Raw genomic sequence first — 23,035 nt, forward strand, 5'->3', positions numbered from 1 at the left:
TCACCTTCCTACTGGGCGGATGGGGTTCTATCTTTAAGGCAAGTGTAAGAGTCCTCGCTTCAGAAGGGGACCGCTGACGGCGCAATTGAACAGCAGGTGGATGTGGTGACAAGCCCGACGGACAAACCGGTCGCAGAGACGGATATTGCAATTGTGGGCATGGCCGCCCACCTGCCCGGTGCACCCGGCATCGCGCAGTATTGGCACAACCTGCGCGGCGGCATCCGATCTATCCGCAAGCTTTCCGAAGATGAGCTTTTGGCCAATGGTGAAAGCCGGGCGAAAATGGCCCATCGCAACTTTGTGCCAGCCGCCGCAATGCTGGATGGCTTTGCCGATTTTGATGCGGAGTTTTTTGGTCTGTCTCCAAAAGAAGCCGCAATCATGGATCCGCAGCACCGCCAGTTTCTGGAAGTGAGTTGGGAAGCGCTTGAGAACGCAGGCCATATGCCAGAGAATTTTGGCGGGCCCATTGGCGTGTTTGGCGGCTGCGGCATGGGCAGCTATTTCTATTTCAACATCTGTTCCAACCGCGATCTGGTGGACAGCACCGGCTTGTTCCTGTTGCGCCATACCGGCAACGACAAAGACTTCATGACCACGCGGCTGAGCCATATTTTGGACCTGAACGGCCCAAGCCTTGGGTTGCAGACAGCGTGTTCCACCTCGCTGGTGGCAGTGCATTATGCGGCGCAGTCGATCCTCAATGGCGAATGTGACATGGCGCTGGCTGGCGGGGTGACCATCGAGCTGCCCCATGGGCGCGGATATGTGTTTGAGGACGGCGAGATCCTGTCGCCAGATGGCGAATGCCATGCGTTTGACCACCGCGCACAGGGCACCGTGTTTGGCTCCGGCGCGGGTGTGGTTGTGCTGCGACGATTAGAGGATGCGATTGCCGAAGGCGATCACATCTGGGCCGTCATCAAAGGCTCTGCGGTCAACAATGATGGCAGCGACAAAGCGGGCTACCTCGCACCATCCGTGGGCGGACAGGCGGCGGCTGTGGCCGATGCCTTGGCAATTGCCGATGTGCCTGCCGACACGGTGGATTATATCGAGTGCCATGGCACCGGCACCTATTTGGGCGATCCCATTGAGGTTGCGGCGCTGACCGAGGCATTCCGGGAAACCACCGAAGAAACTGGGTTCTGTCGCATTGGCTCGGTGAAAACCAACATTGGGCACTTGGATACCGCCGCTGGCGCGGCCAGCCTGATCAAGGCATCTTTGGCCTTGCACCACAAAGAGATGCCGCCAAGCCTTGGGTTTGAAAAGCCCAATCCGGCGATTGATTTTGAGGACAGTCCTTTTGCGGTAAACGCGCGGCTCCAGGGTTGGGAAAGCCACAAGGGGCCGCGTCGCGCCGGGGTGAACAGCCTTGGCGTGGGCGGGACAAATGCGCATGTCGTGGTGGAAGAAGCCCCTGAGCGGGCAGAGAGTTTGGACAGCGACTGGCCATTTCAGCTGATTGCTGTGTCGGGCCGTTCAACCAAAGCCCTGGATGCCAATGCGGCCAATCTGGCGGCGCATCTACGAGCCAACCCGGAACAGCCTCTGGCTGATGTGGCGCACACGCTGCTCAATGGGCGGCGCGCGTTTGAGAAACGCCGTGTGGTGGTGGCGGACAGCCATGAACAGGCAGCGGAGTATCTGGAAAGCGGCAATCTACGGCGGGTGTTTACTCACACTGCCGAGGCGGAGGCGCCCGAGGTGGTCTTCATGTTCCCCGGTGGCGGGGCGCAGTATGTGGGCATGGGGCGGGATCTGTTTGAAACCGAGCCGATGTTTGAAGAATGGATGGAACGTGGCTTTGCCCATCTGGCGGGCAAAGGCGGCGAAGAGTTACGCGCGCTGTGGCTGGCCGAAGATGAGGCGGTGGCCGAGGCCGAAGAGCGGCTGAAGCAGCCAAGCTTGCAACTGCCGCTGATCCTGATGGTGGAATACGCGCTGGCGCAGCTCTGGATGAGCTGGGGTGTCAAACCTGCCGCGCTGGTGGGCCATTCCATGGGGGAAAACACCGCCGCCTGCCTCGCGGGGGTGATGTCGTTTGAGGATTGTCTGGGGCTGGTACAGCTGCGCGGGCAGTTGTTTGACACGGTGCCAGCGGGCGGGATGCTGTCCATTCCGCTGCCGTTGGCCGAAGTAGAAACCCACCTGACGGACGAGATCGACATTGCCTCTGTGAATGCCCCAGCGCTGACTGTGGTCTCCGGGCCGGATGCGGCACTGGATGCCTTGGCGACAAAACTGGCAGGTCAGGAGATCGAAACCCAGCGGGTGCCGATCAACATCGCCGCACATTCCCGGATGTTGGAGCCAATCTTAGGCCGGTTTGGCGACTATCTCCGCACCATTCCGCTGCACGCGCCGCGGGTGCCGATCATTTCGAACCGCTCTGGGGCCACCCTTCTGGACAGCGAAGCCACTGATCCGGACTATTGGGTCGGCCACCTGCGCAACACTGTCTTCTTTGCTGACGGCATCACCACGCTCGCCCAACAAAGCGGGCGGGTGTTTCTTGAGGTTGGGCCGGGCAAAGCCCTGTCGTCTCTGGTGAAAATGCACGGGCAGGTGAAAGCCGATAAGGTGCTGTCCTCCTTGCGCCATCCCGAAGATGACATTGGCGATGACGCCTATTTCCTCACTGTACTGGGTCAGCTTTGGGCCTGCGGTGTTAATGTGGACTTTGACCAATACTGGGGCGACGGGCCGCGCCAGACCGTGGTGCTGCCGTCTTATGCCTTCCAACGCAGTCGCTATTTTATCGAGCCGGGTCAGGGGCAGATTGAGGCGCAAGACGAGCTACTCATGCGGCTCGAAGACACCGCAGATTGGAACTATGCGCCGGTGTGGACACCAAAGCTGGCGGAATGTGAGATTGATGTAGACAGCGAGCTGGTGGATGCAGAAAAGCACAGCTGGCTGATCTTTACCGACCAGGGTGGCACCGGTACGGCGCTCGCCAAACGCCTGCGTGACGCGGGGCAGGACGTGGTCACCGTGACCACCGGCGACGCCTTTGCCGAAACCGGGCTGGACAGCTATGCACTCGCGCCGGAGCGCGGGCGTGATGGCTATGACGCGTTGGTCCACAGCCTGATGGGCAAGGGCCGCGTGCCTGATCGCATTATACATATGTGGCTGCTGACCGAGGATGAAAACCACCGTCCTGGGTCGAGCTTTTTCCACCGCAATCAGGAGCAAGGGCTGATGAGCCTGTTTTTCCTTGCCCAAGCGGTGAGCGACGAAAACCTGCCCACACCTTTGCACATCACCACCGTGAGTTCCGGCGCGGTGCAGGTGCGCAAAGAGGCACTGCCTTATCCGGAGAAATCCACAGTGCTGGGTGCAGTGCAAGTGATGGGCCGCGAGTTGCCCGGTGTGACCTGCGCGCTTTTGGATGTGGAAGTGCCGGCAAAGAAGGCGCGCGACGGGTTGGTTGGCAAGCTGCTCGAAGACCTTCTGGCCGCCCCGCGTGGGCAGATCGCCGCTTGGCGCGGCGAGAAACGCTTTGAGCGCAGCTACCGCAAGGTGATGATGGACGGCAACGACATGCCGGTTTTCAAGGATGGCGGCACCTATCTGATCACCGGTGGCTTTGGTGGTATTGGCCTGACACTGGCGGAGCGCATGATCCAAAGCACCGGCGCCAATGTGGTGCTTTTGGCCCGCGAGGGCCTGCCGGCGCGCAACACGTGGGGTGATTACCTGCGAGGCCATGCGCCGCATGATCGCGTGGCGCAGCGCATTCGCGCAGTGGAGCGTCTGGAAAGCCTTGGCGGCAAGGTGCTGCCGCTGGCGGCGGATGTCTGCAATGTCGATGAAATGTCAGAGGCCATTGAGGCTGCGCGGGAGGCCTTTGGCCCGATCAACGGTGTGATTCATGCCGCTGGTGTGATCGACGACGGCCCGCTGCTCGCCAAAACCTCGGCGGGCATCGACGATGTTTTGGCCCCCAAACTGCACGGCACGCAGGTGTTGGAACAGATTTTCCCGGATGGCAGTCTTGATTGGCTGGTGCTGTTTGCCTCGTCCTCCACCGCCACCGCGCCGGCAGGGCAGATCGATTATGTCGCCGCCAACGCCTATCTCAACGCCTACGCGCAATCGCGACAGGGTGACAAAACCCGCGTGCGCGCAATCAACTGGGGCCTATGGGCCGAGGTTGGCATGGCCGCCGAAGCGGTCGCAGCCCGGCAGGGTCATATGGTCGACACCCCCACCGAGGCGATTGACAATCCGCTGCTGCAAGGCGCGGGATTTGATGCGCAGGGCAACCGGATATTCACTGCTGCCCTCTCGGCCAAAAACTGGATTTTGGACGAGCACCGCACGCTGGGTGGCGACGCAGTCATGCCCGGCACTGGCTATATTTCTTTGGCCTATGAGGCGTTGAAAGCGCAAGGCGAGTCTGATGCATTTGCACTGCACGACCTGCTGTTCTTACGCCCGATGCGGGTGAGTGATAACGGCGGCACAGAGATGCGCCTGCGCCTGATCCGCTCGGATGAGGGCTACCGGTTTGAGGTGCAAACGGCAGTGAGCTTTGATGGCCGGCCCGGCTGGCAAACCCACGCCGAGGCGCGGTTGGCACCGGTGCGGTCCAGTGCCCCGGCGGCGCTGGATCTCGATGCGCTTAAGGCAGACTGTCCGGTGCAGCAAAACGGCTTTGGCGCGGCACTAAGCGCGCCGCAGGAAGCCCACATGCGTTTTGGGCCACGTTGGAAAGTCCTGCGCGAAACCGCGCTTGGCGCCCAACAAGGCCTCGCGCGACTGAGCCTGGACGCACAGTTTGATGGCGATGGTTTGCAGCTGCACCCGGGCCTTTTGGACATCGCCACCGGCTGGGCCATGGATTTGATCCCCGGCTATGCGCAGGGGCATTTGTGGGTGCCGGTAGGCTATGACCGCCTGATACGCCACAGCGCACTGCCCGCCAAAGTGATGAGCCATGTAACCCTTGTGGACGGCGATAGCGACACTGGCTCCGCTCGGTTTGACGTGGTGCTGACCGACAGGAATGGCGCGGTGAGCATTGAGGTTAAAGGCCTGTCATTGCGGCAGGTGGAAACCGCTGCCAGCTTTGCCAAGGCGCAGCCGCTGAGCAAGGCAGAAGTTGTCTTTGATGAGGACGCGCAGGCGCAAGCGCCGCTGTCCGCCGCCGAAGAGCGACTGGCGCACAACCTCTCGCAAGGCATTCCGCCGGAGATGGGGGCTGAGCTGTTTGAGGCCGCGCTGCGCGGGAACCGGTCGCAGGTGGTGGTGTCTTCGCTGGATCTGGCGGCACTGATCGCGCAGGCCGAGGCGGGGGCCCATGAGGACAACGGTCCAAGCCAGAGCTTTGAGCGGCCAGAGCTGGAAACCGATTATGTCGCGCCGGAAACCGACATTCAGCGCACATTGGCAGGCTTCTGGCAGGATTTGTTGGGCGTGGATCAAGTGGGCATCCGCGACAGTTTCTTTGACCTTGGTGGCCACAGCCTGATCGCGGTGCGCCTGTTTGCGATGGTCAAAAAGGCCTGGGCGATTGAGTTCCCGATTTCCGTGCTGTTTGAAGCGCCAACCATTGAAACCTGCGCCGCGATGATTGCGGAGCGGGTCGGTGACACGGCTTTGGGGGACGACGTGTCGGGAGGCGCCGCTGCGGAGGCAGAGGCGCGCCCACAAAGCCGGTTCACGCATCTGGTGCCGATGCATCAGGGCGAAGGCGGGCATCGCACGCCGTTCTTCCTGGTGGCAGGCATGTTTGGCAACGTGTTGAACCTGCGCCATCTGGCACATCTGATCGGCGCGGACCGGCCGTTTTATGGCCTGCAAGCGCGCGGTCTGTTTGGCGACGCTGCGCCCCATGATGATCTTGTGGAGGCCGCCACGGATTACATCGCGGAGATGAAACAGGTGCAGCCGGAGGGGCCTTACCTGCTCGGTGGGTTCTCCGGTGGCGGCATCACAGCTTATGAGATTGCGCGTCAGTTGGAGGCACAGGGGGATGAGGTGGCGCTTGTGGCGATGCTTGACACGCCGCTGCCAGTGCGCCGTCCGCTCTCGCGGCAGGACCGGATGCGCATCCAGATGCAGGAGCTCAGATCCAAAGGCGCAATGTATCCGCTGATCTGGGCCAAGAACCGGATTGCTTGGGAGATCGAAAAGCGCCGTCCAAGCGAAGAGACCGACGAGGAAGCACAGGGGCAGCAGTTCCACGATGCGGAGATCGAGGCGGCATTCTTACAGGCTGTGGCGCAATATCCGATGCACGCCTGGCAGGGCAACCTGGTGCTCTTCCGCCCGCCAATGGTCGGCAAATGGGACATGGGTGACGGGCGTCTGGTCGACGCGGACCGGGCTTATGTGTTCCACGACAACGACTGGCAACAATGGGTGCCGGATGTGCAAGTGTTTGAGGTGCCGGGGGATCATGACAGCATGGTGCTGGAACCCAATGTGCGGGTACTGGCAACCCGGATGAAAAAGGTGATTACGGCAGCGGAGAAAAACCTGCTCAAGCGCACAGCACGGAGGGCAGCAGAATGAGTGCGCCTTCCCTTTTGACTGTGATCCTGAATTGGCGCACGCCGGAAATGACGTTGAAATCTGCCGAGGCAGCGGCGCGGGAGATGGCCACAATCGACGGCCAGATCGTGATTGTCGACAACGACAGCGGCGATGGCTCGTTTGAGGCCATGACAGCGGGCGTGGCTGTGGCAGATTGGGCTGCGGGCCGTGTGGAAGTGGTGCAGTCGGGTCATAATGGTGGCTTTGGCGCGGGCAACAACTTTGGCATTCGTCATGGTTTGGCACAGCGCGATTTTGACTTTGTCTATATCCTGAACTCAGACGCCTTCCCGGACGCGGGAAGCATCAGCGCGCTGCTGGATCACATGGCGCAGATGCCAACTTGCGGCTTTGCTGGCTCCTACATCCACGGCGATGACAACGAACCTCACCTAACCGCTTTCCGGTTCCCCTCTATGGCTGGTGAGCTGGAAGGGGCCGCGCGGGTAGGCTTGATCAGCCGCGCCTTACACAAACATATCGTGCCGCTGCCGATCCCGGCGGAAACCACTCGGGTGGATTGGCTGGCGGGGGCATCTATGCTGATGCGGCGCGCGGTGTTGGAGCAGATTGGCCTCTTTGACGAGACCTTCTTCCTGTATTTTGAGGAAACCGACCTCTGCCTGCGGGCGCAGCGCGCGGGCTGGCACACGGACTATGTGCGCTCAAGCTCCGTGACCCATATCGGATCTGTCTCAACCGGTATGAAAACCTGGCAACGCATGCCGCAATATTGGTTTGACAGCCGCCTGCACTATTTCCGCAAGAACCATGGCAGCACCTATACCTTTGCCGCCACATTGGCGCATATCGCGGGTACCAGCCTGTGGAAACTGCGCCGCGTGATTGGGGGCAAACCCAAACGGGACCCGGACCATTTCTTGCGGGACCTGATCACCCACTACCTAAAATCTCTCTTCCGCCGGACGACGCGCGAACCGTCCAAAACTCCCACTTTGTCTGTTCGCAAGGAGGCCTCCTCATGAGCCTTGATACCTTTACCAATGCCGCCCCGATGTCTGCCGTAATGATTGGCAACGAAAGCCTGCTGATCCAATGTGCCACGCTCTGGCTGGACACCGGCAACACGCTGACCGCTGTGGTCACGCGGTCACCAGAGATTCGCCGCTGGGCCACAGAGGCTGGGCTGCGCGTGATATCATCAGACAGTGACATTGTGGGTGAGTTGTTGGGGGAACAGTTTGACTGGCTGCTGAGTATCGCCAATTTGGACATGTTGTCTGACACACTTCTAAAATTGCCCACCAAAGGCGCGGTAAATTTCCACGACGGTCCCTTACCACGTTACGCCGGCCTGAATGCACCAGTCTGGACCCGTATGGCGCAAGAACCGCGCCACGGCATCACCTGGCACAAGATGGAGATCGGCGCAGACACAGGCGAGATTGTGGCGCAGCGCATGTTTGACATTGGCCAGGCGGATACCGCGCTGACGCTGAACACCAAATGCTACGCCGTCGCAATTGAAAGCTTTGCGGATGTGATGCGCGCCCTGGGCGAAGACCTCGCCAATGTGCGGGTGCAAGACCTGAGCCAGCGCAGCTACTTTGGCCGCGCAAAACGGCCAGACGCAGCTGGACGGGTCGACTTCCGCCGCGATGCACAGGACGTTGTGGCGCTGGTACGCGCACTGGATCATGGCGATTATTTCAACCCGCTGTTTGCGCCCAAGATGGTCGCCGCCGGACGGGTGTTGCTGATAAAATCTGCCGAAGTCGCCGAAAGCGCAGGCCGGGGTGAGCCCGGCGCAGTGCTGGCTGTGAGTGACGACAGCGTAACCGTGGCCTGTGGCCGGGGCGCTGTTGTCCTTGGTGGATTAACCGATGTGGCAGGCCAAGAAGAAACCGTCCCCCATGTGATCCGCGCCGGTGAGCGCCTGCCGCTGCTGGACAAATCCGCCAGCGATGCACTGACCGCCACCATGACCCCGATTGCCAAAGCCGAGCCGTTCTGGCGCGCGCGCTTGACCGAATTTGTGCCCGCCACCCTGCCGCTGATCCGAGGTGCAGGTGATCTGGCCGACTTGCGGCAGCTGCCGCTTTCTATTTCCGAGACTCCCTCCAAGAGTATTCTGACCGCAGTCGCCATTTGGGCGCTGCGGTCAGGCCTTCCGGAGGTGTGTGATGTGGCCTATCGCGGCGCGGATCATCCGCAAGCTGCCGGGCTGATTTCCCCCTGGGTGCCGCTGCGTGTTGGCGCGGAACTGCTGCATGACTCGGTGGCCGAGGCTAATGCAGCCATGGCTGAGCGTGTGGCGCAAGCCGATGCCCAAGGCAGCTTTGCCAGCGATCTGATTGCCCGCGATCCGGCGCTTGCTGCACCCACAATGCCTGACTTGGCGGTGACAACCGGTGGTTTGGCCGGGCCTATTGAGGGCGCGGCGATGACCGTGGCGATTGGCGCCGCGGGCGCGGTGTTGCACTTTGATGCGGCGCGCATAACACCAGACCATGCCGCACGTTTGACCGCACGGTTGGAGCTGATCTGTGCACAGATCGGCACCGCGGCCAAAGTGGCCGATCTGGATGTGTTGCCGGAAGCCGAACGCGCAGAAGTACTGACCGGTTGGAACGCGACGGAAGCACCGTTTGATGTCGATTTCACAATGGCAGCACAGTTTGAGGCGCAGGTTGCCAAGACTCCTGATGCACCTGCTTTGGTGTTTGAACATGACATGCTGAGCTACGCCGAGCTAAACGCCCGCGCCAACCGCGCCGCGCATGTGCTGCGTGACATGGGTGTGACCCGTGGCGCGCTTGTTGGTCTGTGTCTGCGCCGCTCGCCGGATCTGGTGGTGGCCGCCCTCGCGATCCTGAAAGCCGGTGGTGCCTACGTGCCAATGGACCCGACCTATCCGGCAGACCGCCTGGCACATTACATCAGCGACAGCGGTTGTGGCGTGATTGTCACCCAAGCGGCCCTGACCCGCGATCTGCCAGATCACAGTGCGCAAGTGCTGGAAATGGACACCGATGCACGGCTCTCCACAGCCTCAGCAAACACCCCCGAAGCCATTGCGTCCGGCGCAGACCTTGCCTATCTGATCTACACCTCCGGCTCCACCGGCACCCCAAAAGGTGTGATGGTTGAACATGGCAACGTCGCCAACTTCTTTGCGGGCATGGACGCGCGCATTCCTTATGAAACGGGTGACAGCTGGATGGCGGTCACCTCGCTGTCCTTTGACATTTCGGTGCTGGAACTGTTCTGGACCCTGTCGCGCGGGTTTAAGCTGGTCTTGTCTGGCGACGAAACCACCACGCAGATTTCGGGCGGGCGTTTGCCCACCTCCGCTGGCGGCATGGAGTTTTCGCTCTACTTCTGGGGCAACGATGACGGCCAAGGCTCCAAGAAATATGAAATGCTGTTGGAAGGCGCGAAGTTTGCCGATGCCAACGGGTTTACCGCGCTTTGGACGCCGGAACGCCACTTCCACGCCTTTGGTGGCCCCTACCCCAACCCGGCAGTGACCGGCGCGGCGGTGGCTGCTGTGACCAAAAACCTTGGCGTGCGCGCAGGCTCCTGCGTGACTCCGCTGCATCATACGGCGCGGATTGCCGAAGACTGGGCGATCATCGACAACCTGACGGACGGGCGCGCGGGTCTGGCCGTGGCCGCGGGCTGGCAGCCCAATGACTTTGTGCTGCGCCCAGAAAACTCACCACCGAACAACAAAAACGTGATGCTCGATCAGATTGGCGATCTACGCAAACTCTGGCGTGGTGAGGAGGTCGACTTTGCCAAGGCGGACGGCACCATGCACGGCGTGGTCACGCAACCACGCCCGGTGTCAAAGGAACTGCCGATTTGGGTGACCATCGCGGGCAATCCCGACACGTGGGTTGAGGCCGGCAAACATGGCTGCAACGTTCTGACCCACCTGTTGGGGCAAAGCATCGAAGAGGTTGAGGGCAAAATCAAACTCTACCACGATGCCCTGCGCGAGAACGGCCACAACCCGGACGATTTCACCATCACTTTGATGTTGCACAGCTATCTGGCAGAGGACCGTGAAGTTGCGCGCGACATCGCCCGTGGCCCCATGAAAGATTACATGCGCGCCGCTGCCGGGCTGATCAAACAGTTTGCCTGGGCTTTCCCGGCATTCAAACGCCCGGAAGGCGTGAACAACGCCTTTGAGCTCGATCTTGGCATTCTTAGCGAAGATGAACTCGAGGAAATTCTTGAGGCTGCTTTCAACCGCTACTTTGAGGACAGCGGGTTGTTTGGCACGGTTGAGGACGCACTGGACCGGGTGGAACAGGTCAAACGCATTGGCGTGACCGAAGTGGCTTGTTTGATTGACTATGGCATCGACAGCGCAACGGTGATGGAAGGTTTGAAACCCATCGCCGAGGTGTTGAAACGCGCCAATGAAGGCGGCGAGTTGGACCCTGAAGATGTGTCGATTGCAGCGCAGATGCTGCGCCATGAGGTCAGCCACCTGCAATGCACCCCGTCGATGGCGCGTTTGCTGGCGGACAACGAAGAGGCGCGGTTTGCCCTTGCTGGTGTGCAGCAGATGATGGTGGGTGGCGAGGCGCTGTCGGGCAGTCTGGTGGCCGATTTGAACGCGGCCAGCGGGGCCAAAATCCAGAACATGTATGGGCCAACCGAAACCACCATCTGGTCGACCACCGCACTGGTCGACGCCTCCGAAGGCGTGGCCAACATTGGCGATCCCATTGCCAACACACAGGTCTATGTGGTCGATGACGCCGGTGCATCGGTACCAGTCGGCGTGGCTGGTGAGCTGCTGATTGGCGGCGCAGGTGTCACCCGAGGCTATTGGCGGCGCGAAGACCTCACGGCGGAACGGTTTGTGGCCAATCCGTTTGGGCCAAAAGACGAGAGTGGGCGTTTGTACCGTACCGGCGACCTTGCGCGCTGGCGGACAGATGGCAAGCTCGATTTCCTTGGGCGTGTTGACCATCAGGTGAAGCTGCGCGGCTATCGCATTGAGCTGGGCGAGATTGAAACCCGATTGGAGGAGGTGCCTAGCGTGGCGCAGGCCGTGGTCATGGCGCGCGAGGACACTGAGGGCGATGTGCGGCTGGTGGCCTATCTGCGTGGCGATGTGCCTGCAGAAGCTGACGTACGGGCGCAGTTGCGCGAGCACCTGCCAAGCTTCATGCGGCCGCAGCATTATGTGACCTTGGCAGATTTCCCGCTAACACCGAACAAAAAGGTGGATCGTAAGGCGCTTCCACGGCCCGAAGAAACCCGCAAGATCACCACACCGAAGGTGGAGACCACAGCCCCTGCTGCGCCAGTTGAGGCGGGTGGTGACATCGCCAAACTGGTCGCAGATGTCTGGGCTGAGGTGCTTGGCGTGCGCGAAGTGGTGGCCACGGATAACTTCTTTGATCTGGGTGGTCACAGCTTGCTGGCGGTGCAAGCGCACCGCGAAATCAGGGCGCGTGCGGGGGCCGCAAAACTGTCGATCACCGATGTGTTCCGCTTCCCAACGCTCAATGCCTTGGCAGGCCGCGTGCAGGAATTGACCGGCACACCAAAACCAGCGGATGCACCTGCAGCCAAAGACAGCGAAGAAGTGGCAGAACAGGCCCAAAGCCGGTCCGAGACCATGAGCAAGCGTCGTGCGATGCGCGCACGCCGGAGGACAAACACGTGACCCTGTCCTCGGACCAGCATCTTGTGGCCCTAAAATCTCTGGCGGAGCGCATAGCGCCGCCAGAAACTGCTGTGGCCGTGACCGACCCAACCCGCGGCATTGCGGTGGTTTGGCCACAGGAAGCGCCAGCCATTGCCCGCGCCGTGCCCAAGCGGCGGCGCGAGTTTGCCGCCGGACGCCAGGCGGCGCGTTTGGCGATGCGCGCCTTGGGGGAACGGGAACAGGCGGTGCCAACCCGACCGGATCGGGCGCCGCAGTGGCCACAAGGCTTGACCGGCTCGATCAGCCATGACGCCACAAGCTGTGTTGCCATTGTCGCTGCGGGAACGCAATTTCGCGCCCTTGGTGTGGATGTGGAACCTGATGCACCGCTTCATGACGATCTGACCGCTGAAATCTGCCTCCCGCAAGAACGGGCCTGGCTGTTGGACATCCCGGCACCACGTCGGGCCTTAATGGCGCGGCGCCTGTTTTGCGCCAAAGAGGCTGTCTACAAAGCGCAATACCCGCTGACACAAACCCTGTTTGGTTTTGACGCAATTCAAGTCACCCTCAACGTACGCAGCACCGGCTTCACTGCGCGGTTTATGCAAACCGTGGGCGATGTGCCCGAGGGCACGGTTCTGTCTGGTCAATGTGGCACCGGTGGCGGGCATGTGTTGGCCATGGTCACATTGGGCGCACAAGCAGGCATGGAGAACGCAGATTTTCCGGTTTGCGCCACGGGATAACCACATTCGATTGTCATAAATTGTCTTCAAGAGCGCGAATCCGAGTCGCGCCACACCGAATTTGAGGACGGGCATGGACAAGTTCCAATCATTTGGCGAGGTGCTGAGCATGCTGCGCAGGAGGTTTTTCCTGTGGGCCAGCATCATTGTCATCGGCGGGTTGATCTCGCTGGCCTACGTGCTGGGCCTGCCGCGCGAATATGAGACCTATGCCACCATTCAGATCGAGCAACCCTCGATCAAAACCGGCGCAACCTCGCCCGGCGCGTTAAACGCCGACATGCTGCAAAAGCTACAAATTGTCGAACAGCGCGTGATGGCACGCGACAATCTGCTGACCATCATTGAAAAGTTCGGTCTCTACAACGACGCCCCCTTGAGTGAACTGCAAAAAGTGGAGCTGCTGCGCAGAGCAGCGCGTGTGATGCATATCACCAACCCGGACTTCCGCTGGCGACAGGACATCAGCCCCTCCGCACTGTTGGTATCTGTACGGATGACCGATCCGGTTCTGGCGGCAAATGTCGCCAATGAGCTGGTGACCAACGTGCTGGAGCAGGAGCAAGATCGTCGCACCGAGCAGGTGACCGAAACCCTGTCATTCTTTGACAGCGAAGAGCGCCGTATTGGTGCTGCGATCACCAATCTGGAACAACAGATTGCCGACTACAAACAGGAAAACGCAGTTTTGCTACCCGGCGGTGTGGAAGCCCTGCGCACGCGCCTGACGGATTTGCAGCAAATCGAACTTGAGGTGCAACGCCAGCTTCTGGAAAACGTGGGCATTTCCAGCGGAGGCAACTCGGTGCGCGCCCAGCGCTTGCGCCGCCTGCAAGAAGAGAGCGAACTCTATCAGATCGAGATCGCGGAGATCGAAACCGCCCTCAAAGACACGCCGCGCATTGAACAGCAATACAACCGGCTGGAACGACAGCGGACCAAACTGGAAGAACAGTATCAAGCCATCACCGCCGGCAAGGCAGGCGCAGAAATGCAGCAGATGTTGGAAGCCAGCCAGCATTCCGACAGCTTCACCGTGCTTGAAAAAGCCCTTCCACCGGATTGGCCCATTGCGCCGTCCCGCAAACGCATCCTTGCCATGGGTGGGGTGCTAAGTGTGTTGGTGGCCTTGAGCCTCGTCTTTATGCTGGAGATGCGCAGTCCGGTGATCTGGACCCGTGGCCAACTGGAGCGCCAGCTGCGCCTGCGAGCGGTGGCTGCGATCCCTGTTTTGGAAACTCCCCGACAACGCCGATGGCGTAAGCTTGCGCGCTTGACCAAGGTCTTTGGTCTGTTGGCCCTGTCGAGCGGATTGGCGGCCATGATCCTGAAATTGGGCAAATAGCGACCACAATTGTGCCACAATTCAACCTCCACGAGCGGCTTTCCGCCGAATCGTCTCCACAAAATTGCACCCTGACTCTGCGTCAATTTTTCGAATCGAGAAACAATCAAAAATAGAAGGCATTCACCGTTTCCAGTTGAGGGTCACATAATGGCGTGCTTGCCACAAATTTTAACCATAATTGAAAAAAATATCAAAATCAGAATGTGTCAAATCGTTTATTTTCAACCACTTAAGCCAAACTATCCGAAAGTTAAGGTGGATTTCTGTAAATTTGTGACTAATGTAAGTCCTGGGTGGGCGCTTCTGATGAAGGAGCATCAAAAACAACGACGTCACAAGGACCTATGTGATCAGCCCCTGCTGCCGGGGTGCTTTTTCCAACTAGGTACGTGAAACACACGTTCGGGCCATGACTGGTCCGGCGACGGGATGTTGCGGTCTAAATTGATGCCCTTCTGGTTGGGTTACGGGGATGACACCGATGGCGATTTTTTCGCGGGAAGATTTTGATCAGGCCTTTGAGGTCTCGTCGGCACGCAACAGCGTGTACCGCAGCGTCTTCAAACGTGCCTTTGACATCTTTTTTGTTCTGGCCATCGCCGTTCCGGTGACTCTGGTTGTGCTTTTGCTCGCCCTGTTTATCTCATTTGATGGCGCGTCGCCGTTTTATCGTCAGGAACGTGTTGGCAAAAACGGCAAGCGTTTCAGCATGCTCAAGCTGCGCTCCATGGTGCCCAATGCCGACCGCAAGCTGGAGGCCTATTTGCGCGCCAATCCAGCCGCGCGTCTGGAATGGACCGAAAAGCAGAAGCTGGCCCATGATCCGCGTATCACGCCCATTGGTCGCATCATCCGCAAAACCTCGCTCGACGAGCTGCCACAGTTCCTGAACGTGCTGGTGGGTGACATGTCCGTGGTCGGCCCGCGCCCAATGATGCCGGAACAGACCGCGCTCTATCCGGGCACCGCCTATTACCGCATGCGCCCGGGCATCACCGGGTTCTGGCAAATTTCCGAGCGCAATGAGTGCTCTTTTGCCGAGCGCGCCATTCACGACAGCCACTATGACCGCGCCCTGAGCCTGCGCACCGATGTCTCGGTTGTCTGGCGCACTGTGGCCGTGGTGATGGCCGGCACCGGCGTGTGAACGCCACACCCTGACAGTTTGAGACACGCGCGCTATAGTCATGGTGCGCGTTTTGCGTTTGTGTGGCCCCGACCACGCCGCTCACAAAGGAAGACCTGACGCCAATGCCCAACCTGCTCGCCACGTTGATGCTGATGCTTTGGCCAGTGGTCATTTGGCGACTGTTTGTCAGCCTCTCCCCCGGCCGTGCATTGATCTGGTCTTTACTCGGGGCTTATCTGCTGTTGCCACCACCCCCGGCTGAGTTTGATTTTCCGCTGATGCCGGCACTGGACAAAAGCAGCCTGCCCAATTTGGCAATCCTGATTGTGGTGTTTTTTGTCCTGCCGCAGCGGCCCAAACTGCTGCCCGACAACATCGTGGCCCGCTGGCTATTGGGTTTGCTGATCCTCAGCCCCGTTGCCACGGTTTTCACCAATGGCGAGCCGCTGATTTTCACCGAGGGCTTTGTACGCGGCCTCTACTTTCAAGACGCAATTGCGCAACCAATCAACCAGTTCATTGGCATCATTGGTTTCCTAATGGCTCGCGCCTTGCTGCGCACCCGCGAAGATCAACGAGATCTGTTGCTGGCGCTGGTGATTGCAGGCTTGGCCTATTCCCTCCCTATTCTAATCGAAGTGCGGCTGAGCCCCCAGCTCAACAACTGGGTCTACGGCTACTATCAGCACCTGTTCAGCCAGACCATTCGCGGCAGTGGCTATCGCCCGATGGTGTTCCTGTATCATGGCATTTGGCTGGCGTATTTTGTGCTGACTGCGTTGTTAGCAGCGATCACCCTTTGGCAAGCCGACACCAGCCGCACGCGGGCAAAATACCTGATTGCTGTCTTTTATTTGGCGGCGGTGCTGGTGCTCTGCAAAACACTGGCCACGTTGATTTACGCGGGAGCCGCGGGCCTGTTGATTGTGTTTCTCAACACCCGCGCGCAGGTGAAAATTGCCGCGGTTCTGGCGATCATGATGCTGGCTTACCCCGTGTTAAAAACAACGGGTCTGGTTCCCACTGACGCAATCATCTCACAGGCAGAAAAAGTGAGCGCGGAGCGGGCGCATTCCCTCAGTTTCCGGATCGAGAACGAAGACATCTTGCTGGATCATGCCATGCGCAAACCGTTGTTTGGCTGGGGTATCTGGGGCCGCAATCATCTTCATGACCCCACAACCGGTCTGATCACCTCGGTCACGGACGGTTATTGGATCATCGTTCTCGGCGTCTGGGGCTGGGTTGGATACATCGCACAATTTGGCCTGATGGCCTTGCCAATCTTCCTTGTGCACCGTGAACTTGGGCGGATCAAAGTGGCCGAGCGAGACAGCTTCAAACGCGACGCGTCTTTTGCACTTTTGGATGAACAACGCTTGCAAAAACGGAAAAGTCCCGGACTGTCCCCTTACCTGGGGCCGTTGGCGCTGATGCTGGGTTTCAACATGATCGACATGCTGCCCAACGCCACGCTGACGCCCACAACCTGGCTGATTGCGGGCACCCTGTTTGGCCACGCAGAACGGCTTGCGCAGCGACGCAGGTCGGCAGAATCCGCGATGCGCCACAGCCCGATGAGCAGTGATGCAGGCGACCAGGACGAAGCAGAGCCCGACAGCGCCGCGACACCTGTGCCAAAACCCCGTCGGACCATTCTATAATCTAGGGCGTACCGTGGCCTGGTTTCATTTTCAGAATACGCGCTGGCACCCCGCCCACAACGGCGCCAGCAGGCACGTCCTTTGTGACCACAGCGTTGGCCCCCACTTCGGCATCTGCCCCAATGATCAACGGCCCAACGAGCTTGGCCCCGGCGCCGATATCTACATGGCCTTCGAGCACCACTGCACCTGAAAGCGTCACCTGATGCATCAACTGGCAATTGGGGCCGATGGTGGCATTGGGATGTACAATGATGCCCGTTGGATGTGGCAGGCGCAGCCCGCCATCGATGTGCATATTCAGGTGCAGCTCGGACTGTGTGATCACAGACCAAAATTGATGCGACAACACCCAACGTTTGCAGGCCAGCTTACCAAACACCCCCCCGCGGGCCTTGGCCGCCTGATACCGGCGCAGCGCGCGCAACAGTTTTGGACCGGGGTCCCAGAAACCACGCGGTGCCTCCCGCGACCAATCCGGCTCTGTGGCGGACACATTCTGGTCAGTCTGCACAGTGTTTGCCTCCGCACCAAAACCCGCAAAATCGGGCGCTTTCAAAGCGTTGTCGCAAAACCTCTGTGTTAAAGCAACTTAACTCTGCCCCCCAGAGGCGCTTGCGGCGGTGCTGCGACTCATGTTTTTTGGTCCCCAAACGCAAAGCAATCCAAGGATGCGCCCGCGCATGAGCACCCAAGAGTCGCCTGAGGTAGAAACCTCCGCGCCCAAACTTGCCGCTGATTTGAATGCGGCCAGAGGTCACCGCGCGGAGATCGACGGCCTGCGCGCCATCGCGGTGCTGGCCGTGGTGTTTTACCACTTTGGCGTGCCGGGATTTGGCGGCGGCTTCATTGGCGTCGACATCTTTTTTGTCATCTCCGGCTTTCTGATTGGCGGCATTCTGTGGCGCGAACAGCAGGAAACCGGCAAGCTGGCGCTTGGCCGTTTCTACATTCGCCGCATCAAACGGCTGGCACCCGCATATTTTGTCATGGCCTTCACGGTGCTGATTGTGGGCGCGCTAATCCTGATGCCCAACGATTTCCGCGAAACCGCCAAAGGCGTGATTGCGGCCACAGTCTATCTCTCCAACGTGCTGTTCTTCCGCCAATCCGGTTATTTTGACGGCGCGGCTGAAGACAAGGTCATGCTTCACACCTGGTCGCTGTCTGTCGAAGAGCAGTTCTACATATTCCTGCCGCTGCTGTTTCTGCTGTTTGCCCGCAACAAAACCGTGATGCTCTGGGCTTTGGGTGCGGTGTTTGGCTTCTCATTGATCAGCAGCTTGATCACCACCCCCCTGTCCCATCCCGCGGCTTTCTTCCTGTTCCCCTTCCGCGCCTGGGAGCTTTTGGCCGGGGTTGGGCTTGCCATCTTGAATATCGAACGGCCAGACCTCTGGAGACGACACCAAGCGTTGAGTTGGATTGGTCTTGGCCTTGTCCTCACGTCGATAGTGCTGGTTGCGCCCGGTGCAGGATTCCCCGGCTGGCAGGTGATTGTCCCGGTGCTGGGCACGGTCCTGCTGATTGGCAACGGACAAGACGACAATTGGGTCAACCGCGGCCTGTCCATGCGTATTCCTGTGTTGATCGGGCTGATCTCCTATTCGCTGTATCTCTGGCATTGGCCGGTGTTCACCTTCACCAAATACCTGCAAGGCCAGTACCGCGGCCCTGGCGAAGTGGCGCTGTGGATCGCAATTTCGCTTGTGTTGGCGGTGCTGTCTTGGCGTTTGGTGGAACAACCCGTGCGCCAAGCGAAAGCCCTGCCCACTTGGGGGCTATTGTTCACCACGGCACTGGCCTCGGTCAGCTTGCTGGGCTTGTCGTTTATGGTCTTCAAAGCGGACGGCATGCCCAAACGCTTTGGCCCACAGGCGCAGGTGCACATCGCCGCAACCGGTGACTTTTTGCAGGATTTTTCAGACTGTTACGTGCCTGATGAAGGGCCTTTTGAAGATATTGAAGTGTGCCCAATAGGCCCGAAATCCGAAGCACCAAACCTGATCATCTGGGGCGACAGCCATGTGCGTGCCTATTACGAAGGCTTGAAACAAGCTGCCCGAGAGGCGGATCGCAGCGCCCTGGTGATCTGGCGCGCGGGCTGTGCGCCTGCGTTTGATCTTGAAAAACGCGAAAGCGCGGCCACACCGGCCCAAGATGCCGCCTGCACCACCGCCAATGCGCAAATCCGCAAATCCCTGCGCGAGATGCCACATTTGCAAGATGTAATTTTGGTGGGCCGATGGGCCTACTACGCCTCAGGCCATGGGAGCGGCAGCGATGCGCACAACACCATCCGCCTGAAAAGCGACGTCTATGGCAACATGACTCAGGACGCGCTTTTGGGCACCGCCTTGGCAGCCACAGTGGCTGACATTGGCGATCTGGACCGCACCGTCTACATCCTGCGCCAACCGCCGGAAATTCAGAATTACAGCGCCCCCAAAGTGGCGCGTGAATTGGTGCATGGCCGCCTCTCAGAGCAGCTTGCACGGCGCATTGGCCAGATCACTGTAACCGATGCCAAAACCCGAGAACGCGGCGCGGCAGCGGCGTTGGCACGCAGCGGCGCGACCATTTTGGACAGCTGGCGCTGGTTCTGTGACCCGTTCCTATGTGATGCCGTTCAGGGCGGCGTTGGCCAGTATTTTGACAACAACCATGTGACCAATGCGGCGGCACGGCGGATGCGCTCGGTGTTTTACCCGGTGATGGCGCGGTCCTCGCAATGACGACACTCGCCGCGGCCAGCACCGAACCCTGGGACGTGATTGTCATTGGCACCGGCATGGGGGGCGGCACCATTGGCCGGTTTTTGGCAGAACAAGGCTTATCGGTGCTGTTTGTCGAACGTGGCCCAACCGGCGTGCGCGCAGAAGAACAAGAGCTCAACCCCAACATCTGGGACCGAGAGGCGCGATTGGTGCGCGGCTATTGGCCCGAGCCCCTGGAAGCCACAGTGAACGGTGTGACCACCACTTTCAACGCGCCATTAGGGGCGGGTGTGGGCGGCAGCTCAGTGTTCTACGCCGCCACCTTGGAGCGTCCCGCCCCACATGATCTGGACCACAGCGAGGTTCGACCACATCCCACCGGCGGATGGCCCGTCAGCTATGACGAGATGGCGCCCTATTTTGACCGTGCCGAAACGCTCTACCACGTACGCGGCACGCCCGATCCTTTGCAACCAAACGGCAGCCTCTTTCCCCCCACGGCGATGAGCGCGGCAGATCAAGGCTTGATGTCTGCCATGAACGAAATTGGCCTCAACCCATATCAGGGCCATATAGCGGTGCGTGAAGACGATGGGTTTGAGCAGTATTTGGGTCGCAAGTGTCCCAACGATTGCAAAATGGATGGGCGCTCCGCCGGGGTGGAGCCTGCTATGGAAACCGGCAATGCCGCCCTATTGGACCTGACCGAAGTGCAGGAAATTGTCTCCGAAAATGGTGCCGTGACCGGCCTCAAAGTGACGCGCAAAGGCACGGACGCCACGCTCACCGCACGCAGCTATGTGCTTGCGGCAGGGGCTTTGCATTCACCCCGCCTGCTGATGGCCTCGGGCACTAAAAATGACCTCATTGGCCGCAACCTCATGTTCCACATGAACGAGATGCTTGCCCTGTGGCCGCCCAAAGGCAAACACAGCGCGGGCGCATCCAAATCTCTCGCCTTTCGCGACCTCTATCACCAAGGTGGGCAACGCTTTGGCATGGTGCAGGCCTTGGGCGTGGAGGCGCGATATGGCGAGATTGTGCATTACCTCAACATGGCGTTTGACCGCTCGCCACTGCGCAAGCTGCGCTGGCTGCGCCAGTTCACACGCCTGCCTGCGGCCATTGCGGTGAAGCTGTTTGGCAGCGCCAAAATCTTTGTCGGTATTCTAGAAGACCTGCCGTATGCCGAGAACCGTGTGCATTACGATCCCGCTGATCCGCGCCGATTGGCGATCAGCTACGACATGGCGCCAGAGCTGCTCTCCCGCCGCAAGGCTTTCCGCAAGGCACTGAAACAACGCCTCAAAGGCATCCGCATGGCCTTCACCGGCGCGAGGCCGGAGCTGAACTTTGGCCACCCCTGCGGCACGCTGCGGTTTGGTAACGATCCCAAAAACTCGGTGCTGGATCGCAATTGCAAATTGCACGGCACGGAAAACCTCTGGGTGGCGGATGCAAGCTTTATGCCCACCTCAATGGGGGTGAACCCGTCACTGACCATCGCCGCCAACGCCCTGCGGGTTGGCGAGGTTGTGGCTGCGAACCTAAAGGAGACCCAAAATGGCTAAGCAACTGGCGGCCATCACCGGCGCGGGCTCCGGATTGGGGCAGGCCTTGGCGATAGAACTCTGTGGACGGGGCCTGCTGGTCGCGGGCTTGGGACGGCGCAAAGACGCCCTGAATGAGACCGCCACTCTGGCCGGAGACAGTTTCACTCCCGTTGTGGCGGACGTGTCCGATCCGGGCCAAGTTCGCGCTGCCTTTGAGACCATCCGCGCCATCGCGCCGGTCTCGATCCTGATCAACAACGCCGGTGTTTACCCGCACCGCGACATTCTGGATGAGACGCCGGAAAGCTTCATGCAGACCGTCGCAATCAACCTTGGCGGCACCGTGGCCTGCACCTCCGAGGCGCTCAAGGACATGACTGTGGCGGGACGAGGCCGCATCCTCAACGTGTCGAGCTTTGCGGATATGCATCCCCTGCCCTGCAGCGCGGCGTACTCCGTGTCCAAAGGCGCGGTGACAACCTTTTCCCGCGCGCTGGTGGCTGATCTTGGCGACCGTTTGCCCAAGATTGTCATCAGCACCTGGATGCCCGGCATGCTCAACACCGACATGGGTTTGGCTGAGGGATTGGACCCGGCCGTGGCCGCCAAATGGGGCGCGGGATTGGCGCTTTGGGAGGATCCGTCGCTCAATGGCGCTGTGTTTGAGATGGACCGGGAAATCCTGCCGCCCCGAGGCCTCAAAGGTCGCTTGAAAGATGCGGTGCGATTGAAGCGCCGCAAGCCTCGGCTGATCACGACCTAGTCCCGCTGCGCGCGCGCCTCTTTCATCAACCGTGGCAAAATCCCGATGCAACGCAGATAGCGCCCCGCCAGTCGTGCCGGATTGCTGAGTGCGCGCCAGAGCCATTCCAGCGCCAGTTTGCGCACCCAGGCCGGGGCCCGGTTTTGTGTGCCCGCAAGGAAATCCAACCCCGCACCGATGCTGGCAAAGCCCATCTGTGGCACAACCTGCCGCCCACGTGCCGCCAGCCGTTCTTGCTTTGGCGCGCCCAACGCCAGAAAGGCCATCCGCGCGCCAGCTTCGGCGGCTTGTTTCAACACAGCCTCCGCCGCCGCGCTTTCGGGATCAAACCCCATTGGCGGCGCGATACAGGCCACTACCTCCAGCCCAGGGGCCTGCGCCTTCAACGCCTCTGCCGCCGCAGCCAGAGCCTCCTCCGTGCTGCCAATCAACGCCACCGGAGTGCCTTCCTCTGCGGCCCATTGCGCCAGAGGCACCACCAAATCCGCACCCGGCAACAGCTCCACAGGCTTCTCGGCCTTGCGCGAGAGCCACACGATAGGATTGCCATCCGCCACCACAAAATCCTGCGCCAGGTAAGCCGCAGCGAAGGCCTCGTCCTTGGCAAGTTTCACCAGATGGTCGAGGTTGATGGTCGCCAAGGCAAAGCCCTCATGAGCGACAAACCGCGCCCGCACTGCACGCTCCAATGCGGCGCGATCGGCAACATTGACCGTGACCGGTCCTTTAGTGGTGGAAAACTGCACGCAGGCGGTCCTTCTGGCTCATTTGCACAATACCTTACCAACTCCCTCCCCCGGCGTCAGAAATTGCGCTACAATTTCCCTCAAGTGGTTCAAAAGCGCCACAATTCCCCTGACTGAGCCACCCGCCTTGGTGGTATTTCACGCCAAAATACTTATAGTCACTTCGTATTGGT

Annotated in this window: 12 protein-coding genes; 10 read left to right on the forward strand and 2 right to left on the reverse strand. The window is 60.0% G+C overall.

Annotated elements, in window-relative coordinates:
* Window positions 1-96 precede the first annotated feature (96 nt).
* The 7 genes from QOL67_RS00805 (at window position 97) to QOL67_RS00835 (ending at window position 17,083) form a co-directional block, all read left to right on the forward strand.
* The gene (locus QOL67_RS00805) at window positions 97-6,534 is read left to right on the forward strand and encodes a type I polyketide synthase (RefSeq protein ID WP_430458926.1); all 6,438 of its coding nucleotides are present in this window, start codon (window positions 97-99) and stop codon (window positions 6,532-6,534) included.
* Window positions 6,531-7,541, forward strand: coding sequence for a glycosyltransferase family 2 protein (locus QOL67_RS00810; RefSeq protein WP_283424042.1), 1,011 nt, complete (start codon window positions 6,531-6,533; stop codon window positions 7,539-7,541). The genes QOL67_RS00805 and QOL67_RS00810 overlap by 4 nt, the downstream gene beginning before the upstream one ends.
* Window positions 7,538-12,211: a MupA/Atu3671 family FMN-dependent luciferase-like monooxygenase gene (locus QOL67_RS00815; RefSeq protein ID WP_283424043.1), complete on the forward strand. Its 4,674-nt coding sequence runs from the start codon at window positions 7,538-7,540 to the stop codon at window positions 12,209-12,211. Before QOL67_RS00810 ends, QOL67_RS00815 begins: the two co-directional genes overlap by 4 nt.
* Window positions 12,208-12,942, forward strand: a complete 735-nt coding sequence (locus QOL67_RS00820) for a 4'-phosphopantetheinyl transferase family protein (RefSeq protein WP_283424044.1) — start codon at window positions 12,208-12,210, stop codon at window positions 12,940-12,942. Before QOL67_RS00815 ends, QOL67_RS00820 begins: the two co-directional genes overlap by 4 nt.
* A 73-nt stretch (window positions 12,943-13,015) precedes the next feature.
* Window positions 13,016-14,287 carry a GumC family protein gene (locus QOL67_RS00825; protein WP_283424045.1) on the forward strand — a complete coding sequence of 424 codons (1,272 nt, stop codon included), beginning with the start codon at window positions 13,016-13,018 and terminating at the stop codon, window positions 14,285-14,287.
* A gap of 484 nt (window positions 14,288-14,771) precedes the next feature.
* Window positions 14,772-15,437 (forward strand): sugar transferase, encoded by a 666-nt coding sequence (locus QOL67_RS00830; RefSeq protein ID WP_283424046.1) that lies wholly within the window; start codon window positions 14,772-14,774, stop codon window positions 15,435-15,437.
* 104 nt (window positions 15,438-15,541) lie between these two features.
* A complete protein-coding gene (locus QOL67_RS00835; RefSeq protein WP_283424047.1) occupies window positions 15,542-17,083 on the forward strand; it encodes a hypothetical protein in 1,542 nt (513 codons plus the stop codon).
* Window position 17,084: 1 nt separating this feature from the next.
* Here QOL67_RS00835 and QOL67_RS00840 read toward each other — a convergent pair whose 3' ends face one another.
* Entirely contained in the window at window positions 17,085-17,597 is a 513-nt protein-coding gene (locus QOL67_RS00840) for a serine acetyltransferase (protein ID WP_283424048.1), read from the reverse strand.
* A 169-nt stretch (window positions 17,598-17,766) separates the two neighbouring features.
* On the opposite strand from QOL67_RS00840, the gene QOL67_RS00845 reads away from it, so the two are divergent.
* From QOL67_RS00845 to QOL67_RS00855, 3 genes are read left to right on the forward strand one after another with little or no spacing between them, the layout of a single operon-like run.
* Window positions 17,767-19,818 carry an acyltransferase family protein gene (locus tag QOL67_RS00845; protein ID WP_283424049.1) on the forward strand — a complete coding sequence of 684 codons (2,052 nt, stop codon included), beginning with the start codon at window positions 17,767-17,769 and terminating at the stop codon, window positions 19,816-19,818.
* Window positions 19,815-21,371, forward strand: coding sequence for a GMC family oxidoreductase N-terminal domain-containing protein (locus tag QOL67_RS00850; RefSeq protein WP_283424050.1), 1,557 nt, complete (start codon window positions 19,815-19,817; stop codon window positions 21,369-21,371). Before QOL67_RS00845 ends, QOL67_RS00850 begins: the two co-directional genes overlap by 4 nt.
* Entirely contained in the window at window positions 21,364-22,116 is a 753-nt protein-coding gene (locus QOL67_RS00855) for an SDR family oxidoreductase (RefSeq protein WP_283424051.1), read from the forward strand. The genes QOL67_RS00850 and QOL67_RS00855 overlap by 8 nt, the downstream gene beginning before the upstream one ends.
* On the opposite strand, the gene QOL67_RS00860 is transcribed toward QOL67_RS00855, so the two are convergent.
* Complete coding sequence (locus QOL67_RS00860; RefSeq protein WP_283424052.1) at window positions 22,113-22,862, reverse strand: WecB/TagA/CpsF family glycosyltransferase; 750 nt, start codon at window positions 22,860-22,862, stop codon at window positions 22,113-22,115. The two genes, QOL67_RS00855 and QOL67_RS00860, sit on opposite strands and share 4 nt — an antisense overlap.
* Window positions 22,863-23,035: the final 173 nt, after the last annotated feature.

The organism is Shimia sagamensis (assembly GCF_900182745.1).
Classification (GTDB): domain Bacteria; phylum Pseudomonadota; class Alphaproteobacteria; order Rhodobacterales; family Rhodobacteraceae; genus Shimia; species Shimia sagamensis.